Origin of the sequence: Streptomyces fuscigenes (assembly GCF_021556455.1) — a bacterium.
GTDB classification, from domain to species: Bacteria; Actinomycetota; Actinomycetes; order Streptomycetales; family Streptomycetaceae; genus Streptomyces; species Streptomyces fuscigenes.
On record NZ_JAKGCV010000359.1, the window covers coordinates 1 to 5802 of the forward strand.

7 protein-coding genes are annotated in these 5802 nt (G+C 72.1%); 3 read left to right on the top strand and 4 right to left on the bottom strand.

What is annotated here, in order from left to right; translation table 11 throughout:
* Positions 1-275, top strand: a 275-nt coding sequence (locus L1885_RS22275; protein WP_235798947.1) for a hypothetical protein, incomplete at its 5' end; no start/stop codon positions are given.
* Positions 276-284: 9 nt separating this feature from the next.
* Here L1885_RS22275 and L1885_RS22280 read toward each other — a convergent pair.
* Positions 285-800, bottom strand: coding sequence for a winged helix-turn-helix transcriptional regulator (locus L1885_RS22280; RefSeq protein WP_235798948.1), 516 nt, complete (start codon positions 798-800; stop codon positions 285-287).
* A gap of 232 nt (positions 801-1032) precedes the next feature.
* Here L1885_RS22280 and L1885_RS22285 point away from each other — a divergent pair, with 232 nt between their 5' ends.
* Positions 1033-1395 carry a nuclear transport factor 2 family protein gene (locus L1885_RS22285; RefSeq protein ID WP_235798949.1) on the top strand — a complete coding sequence of 121 codons (363 nt, stop codon included), beginning with the start codon at positions 1033-1035 and terminating at the stop codon, positions 1393-1395.
* Positions 1396-1534: 139 nt separating this feature from the next.
* Entirely contained in the window at positions 1535-2563 is a 1029-nt protein-coding gene (gene coaA / locus L1885_RS22290) for a type I pantothenate kinase (RefSeq protein WP_235798950.1), read from the top strand.
* 356 nt (positions 2564-2919) lie between these two features.
* Here the strand turns inward: coaA and glmM are convergent, their stop codons facing one another.
* From glmM to rplM, 3 genes are all read right to left on the bottom strand, one after another.
* Complete coding sequence (glmM, locus tag L1885_RS22295; RefSeq protein WP_235798951.1) at positions 2920-4278, bottom strand: phosphoglucosamine mutase; 1359 nt, start codon at positions 4276-4278, stop codon at positions 2920-2922.
* Between the two features lie 189 nt (positions 4279-4467).
* Entirely contained in the window at positions 4468-4992 is a 525-nt protein-coding gene (rpsI, locus tag L1885_RS22300) for a 30S ribosomal protein S9 (protein ID WP_235798952.1), read from the bottom strand.
* Between the two features lie 42 nt (positions 4993-5034).
* On the bottom strand, positions 5035-5478 hold the full coding sequence (gene rplM, locus L1885_RS22305; RefSeq protein ID WP_235798953.1) for a 50S ribosomal protein L13: 444 nt from the start codon (positions 5476-5478) through the stop codon (positions 5035-5037).
* Positions 5479-5802: the final 324 nt, after the last annotated feature.

Sequence of the window (5802 nt, forward strand, 5' to 3'; positions counted from 1 at the left end):
GCCGCACCCGGGCGCCCGCGCGCCCGGTGACCCGCTCGCGCCGACGCACGGTCGGCCTGTACGCGGCCTGCGTGGCCGTCGCGGGCGCCGCGCTGCTCGCCGTGCGCTCGACCGTCGGCCAGATCGGCGCCGCGCACCCGCACTACGCGGTCCCCGCGATGTTCTGGGTCCTGACCGCCGGTCTCGTCGTCCTCGCCCGGGACCTGCGCAACCCGCCCAAGGACCGCACGCACGTGATGCGGTGGTGGGACATGCAGGACTACTTCAAGCGCTGAGCCCCGCCCTCACCCGCCGGCGGCCGGCGCGAGCGCCTGGGGGCCCTCGGCGTAGCGCGCGCGCATCGCGGGACTCGCCGCGGGCCCCGAGGTGAAGACGTACGCGTCGCCGTCGTCGAGCCTGCGGCCCGTGGCCGCGTCCACCACCACGGGCTCGACCTCCTCGCCGGTCACCGCGTCGACCAGCACCATGCTGCGCTGCCCGGGCGCGAGCCGGGAGTTGCCCCACGCCGCGAGCGCGACGATCACCGGCCGCAGCGAGCGGCCCAGTTCGGTGAGCACGTACTCGTGCCGCACCGGGTTGGTCTGGTACGGGCGGCGCTCCAGCAGGCCGTCCCCGACCAGCGTCTTCAGCCGTGCGGTGAGCATGCTGGAGGAGATGCCCAGGTTCTCCTGGAACTGGTCGAAGCGCGTGTAGCCGTCGAAGGCGTCGTGCAGGAGCAGCAGGGTCCACCACTCACCGACGTGCTCCACCGTCGTGGACAGCGGGCATTCGCGGTCCTCCAGCCTGATCCGGCTCGCCATGGCGGCTCTCCCTCATGTCACTGCTAAAGTAGAAGTCAGTAGGTTTCACTTTAGCAGTAACTCGGTGGGCGGCGTTCGGCATGCCCGCACGCCCCTCCACGCGGGCCCCTTCCGGCCGTCCGACCGCCCCGACCCCCGGGCCCCGCCCGCGTACCGGCACACCGAAGCACCGAAGCACCGAAGCACCGAAGCACCGAAGCACCGAAGCACCGAAGCACCGAAGGAGAACGCCGTGACCACCCCTTCCACTCCCGCCCTCCCCGCCGACCTGCCCGAGGTCGTCACCCGCTACCTCGCGGCGCACCGCGACCACGACACGGCCGCGGCCGTCGCGGCCTTCGTCCCCGACGCCACGGTCACCGACGACGGCTCCGCGTACGACGGCGTCGCCGCCATCGGGGAGTGGCTCGACCGCTCGTCCTCCGGCTCCGCGTTCACCTACACGGTCCGGCCCGTCGGCGCCGAGCGGATTGGCGCGGACCGCTGGGTCGTGACCCAGCACCTGGAGGGCGACTTCCCCGGCGGCACCGTCGACCTGCACTACCGCTTCGCGCTGCGCGGCGACCTGATCGAACGGCTCGTGATCGAGCCCTGAGGACACGCGCCGCTCCGCCGGGCCGCCGCCGCGTCCCGTCCTCGCGTCCGGGCGGGAAACGCAACCCGTCATGGACGTGACGAACGCGACGCACCCGGCACGCGCCTCGGCCGCCCCGCGCCCGGCACCTGCCCCGACAATGGACCCCGTGATCAGCTCTCCCCCGCCCCACCGGTCCCCCGCCGCCCCGTCCGAGCACCGGCGGAAGGGGGAGCACGGGCCCACCCCGTACGTCGACCTGACCCGGGAGGAGTGGAGCGCGCTGCGGGAGAAGACGCCGCTGCCCCTGACCGCGGCGGAGGTCGAGCGGCTGCGCGGGCTCGGGGACGTGATCGACCTGGACGAGGTGCGCGACGTCTATCTGCCGCTCTCCCGGCTGCTGAACCTGTACGTGCAGGCCACGGCGGAGCTGCGCGGCGCGCTCAACACGTTCCTCGGCGAGGCGGGGGGCGGCCACGGCGCCCAGCGCGGCACCCCGTTCGTCATAGGGGTCGCGGGCAGTGTGGCCGTGGGCAAGTCGACCGTCGCCCGCCTGCTCCAGGCGCTGCTGGCGCGCTGGCCGGAGCACCCGCGCGTCGAACGCGTCACGACGGACGGCTTCCTGCTGCCGATGAAGGAGCTGAAGGCGCGCGGCCTGGTGCAGCGCAAGGGCTTCCCCGAGTCGTACGACCGCCGCGCGCTCACCCGCTTCGTCGCCGACATCAAGGCGGGCAAGGACGAGGTGACGGCGCCGGTCTACTCGCACCTGATCTACGACATCGTGCCGGACGAGCGACTGGTGGTGCGGCGCCCGGACATCCTGATCGTCGAGGGCATCAACGTCCTCCAGCCCGCGCTGCCCGGCCAGGACGGCAGGACCCGCGTCGCGCTCGCCGACTACTTCGACTTCAGCGTGTACGTGGACGCCCGCGCCGAGGACATCGAGTCCTGGTACCTGAGCCGCTTCCGCAAGCTGCGCGAGACCGCGTTCCAGGACCCGTCCTCGTACTTCACCAAGTACACGAAGGTCTCCGAGGACGAGGCGATGAGCTACGCGCGCGAGATCTGGCGCACCGTCAACAAGCCGAACCTGCTGGAGAACGTGGCCCCCACGCGCGGCCGCGCGACGCTGATCCTCCGCAAGGCCGCCGACCACAAGGTGCAGCGGCTGTCCCTGCGCAAGCTCTGAGGCCCGCGCCGCGCTCTCGTGAGCGGGTCGCGTGTGGCCGACAGACGTCCGGACGGCCACCACGCCTACCGCGAACCGTCCGTATCCGCGCCCCTGTTCGTGGCGGTGATGTTCGGGCGCACGGCCCGGAGCGCAGGCCCTCGGCCGTTCCTTCGCCCATCTTCACGACGCGGGGCGCGGGGGCAGCCATGGGCGCAGCGTACGCGGCAGGCCGGGGCCCTGTGCGCCGGCAGCTCGCGGCCCGCGGCCCGCGACACCCACGGTGTACGGCGAACGGGAGGGGCCCGGTCCGGACCGGGCCCCTCCCGTCACTCGTGCGATCCGCCCGCCGCCGTGTGGGCGGGCGCGGGGGCCGCTCAGCCCAGGGACGACTTCACGGCGTCGGCGAGCCGGCCGGCCACGGAGCGGGCCTGGTCGATGTCGGCGGCCTCGACCATGACGCGCACCAGGGGCTCGGTGCCGGAGGGGCGCAGCAGGACGCGGCCGGTGGAGCCGAGTTCCGTCTCGGCCTCGGTGACGGCGGCAGCGAGGTCGGCGGAGGTGCCGACGCGGGTCCTGTCGACGTCCGGGACGTTGACGAGGACCTGCGGCAGGCGCCGCATGACGGCGGCGAGGTCGGCCAGCGAGCGGCCCGTCGCGGCGACGCGGGCCGCGAGCATCAGGCCGGTCAGCGTGCCGTCGCCGGTGGTGGCGTGGTCGAGGATGATCACGTGGCCGGACTGCTCGCCGCCGAGCGCGTACCCGTGCTCCTTCATGGACTCCAGAACGTAGCGGTCGCCGACGGCCGTCTGCACGACCGTCACGCCCTCGCGTTCCATCGCCGTCTTGAAGCCGAGGTTCGACATGACGGTCCCGACGACCGTGTTGTGCCGCAGCTGTCCCTGCTCGCGCAGTGCGAGCGCGAGGACGGCGAGGATCTGGTCGCCGTCCACCTCCGCGCCCGACGCGTCGACGGCGAGGCAGCGGTCGGCGTCGCCGTCGTGGGCGATGCCGAAGTCGGCGCCGTGCTCGACGACGGCCGCCTTGAGCTGGTCGAGGTGCGTGGAGCCGCAGTCCTCGTTGATGTTGAGGCCGTCCGGCTCGGTGCCGATGGTGACGACCTCGGCCCCGGCGCGCGTGAAGGCCTCGGGTGAGACGCGGGCCGCGGCGCCGTGCGCCTCGTCCAGGACGACCTTGAGCCCGTCGAGGCGGTTCGGCAGGACGGCGACGAGGTGCGCGACGTAGCGGTCGAAGCCCTCGTCGTACGTGCGGACGCGGCCGACGCCGCCGCCGGTGGGCCGGTCCCACGGCTCACCCGTGCGGTGCTTGTCGTAGAGCGCCTCGATGCGGTCCTCCAGTTCGTCGGCGAGCTTGTGGCCGCCGCGCGCGAAGAACTTGACACCGTTGTCCGGCATGGCGTTGTGGCTGGCGGAGAGCATCACACCGAAATCGGCGCCGAGCACCCCGGTGAGGTGGGCCACCGCGGGGGTCGGGAGCACGCCCACGCGCAGGACGTCGACGCCCGCGCTGGCGAGGCCGGCGACGACGGCCGCCTCCAGGAACTCGCCCGAGGCGCGGGGATCGCGCCCGACGACGGCAGTCGGCCGGTGCCCCTCGAACGTCCCCACCTCGGCCAGCACGTGTGCCGCCGCGACCGACAGGCCGAGCGCCAGCTCCGCCGTCAGGTCCGCGTTGGCGACGCCGCGCACGCCGTCCGTACCGAAGAGTCGTCCCACAGCTCTCCCTCCGAAAATGTGTTTTGAGCGCTTGATGCTGTTATACGCCTGGCACCCTGGATAAAAACGAACGCCCCGGCGGCACAGACTGCCACCGGGGCGAACGATGTACGTCGTACGGCGGGCGCACGGGCGGACGCGCCCCCCGGGAACAGGGGGCGGGCACGCGCCGGCGACCGCCGGGACGGTTTAGCGCTTGCTGTACTGCGGAGCCTTGCGGGCCTTCTTCAGACCGGCCTTCTTGCGCTCGACGGCGCGGTCGTCGCGGCTCAGGAAGCCGGCCTTCTTCAGCGCGCCGCGGTTGTTGTCCACGTCCGCCTCGTTCAGCGCGCGGGCCACACCGAGGCGCAGGGCGCCGGCCTGGCCGGAGACACCGCCACCCGCGATGCGGGCGACGACGTCGTAGCGGTTGTCGAGCTCGAGCACCTTGAAGGGCTCGTTGACTTCCTGCTGGTGCACCTTGTTGGGGAAGTAGTCCTCAAGGGTGCGACCGTTGATCTTCCACTTGCCGGAGCCGGGGATGATCCGGACACGGGCGATCGCGTTCTTGCGACGGCCCAGGCCCGCGGCGGGCTGCGGGTCGCCGAAGCGGGACGCCATCGACTCGGAGGTGTACTCGCCCTCGACGGGCACCTCGGACTCGAAGGTCGTCACCTCGGCGAAGGTCTCCTCTTCGCCTTCGACGGGGGTCTGCTCAGCAGTGGTCTCGGCCACGATTCTCCTCAGATTTCTTTTCTTCTTAGGGGGTGGCCGGAACTACTGCGCGACCTGGGTGATCTCGTACGGGACGGGCTGCTGCGCCCCGTGCGGGTGGTGGTCACCCGCGTAGACCTTCAGCTTGCTGAGCATCTGGCGGCCCAGGGTGTTCTTGGGGAGCATGCCCTTGACGGCCTTCTCGACCGCCTTCTCCGGGCTCTTGGCCATCAGCTCGTCGTAGCGGATGGAGCGCAGGCCGCCCGGGTAACCGGAGTGGCGGTACGCCATCTTCTGCGTGGCCTTGTTGCCGGAGAGGTGCACCTTGTCGGCGTTGATGATGACGACGAAGTCACCCGTGTCGACGTGGGGCGCGTAGATGGGCTTGTGCTTTCCCCGCAGGAGGGTGGCGGCGGTGGTCGCCAGACGGCCCAGGACGATGTCCTGCGCGTCGATGATGTGCCACTGGCGCGTGACATCGCCGGGCTTGGGGCTGTACGTACGCACGGTCGTAGCCTTCGCTTCTTCGTGAATGGGTCCTGACTGGCCACCCGGCGATCACGACAGCCTGGAGGAAGCAGGTGACGCAACCCGCTCGCACTCCGCTGGTCATCGGCCCGGTGGACCGGCGTAAGGGCCCCTCACGTGAGAATGAACAAGCCAATACGCACAACGAACCAGCAGGATACTCGGGCTCACCCGCACGGGTCAAAACGCGTCGGGGCCGCCCGGACACTGCCGGCACCCCCGATCGTACGGCCCCGCGGGGTGCCCCCGCGCCGCCCCGGGGGCGGCACCCCCGCGGCGCCGCCCGCCGTGCCCGCGCCGAGC

Bases quoted from the DNA above. Each gene is read 5' to 3' on its own strand.
- L1885_RS22280 (WP_235798948.1), bottom strand. From the start codon at position 800: ATGGCGAGCCGGATCAGGCTGGAGGACCGCGAATGCCCGCTGTCCACG.
- coaA (WP_235798950.1), top strand. From the start codon at position 1,535: ATGGACCCCGTGATCAGCTCTCCCCCGCCCCACCGGTCCCCCGCCGCC.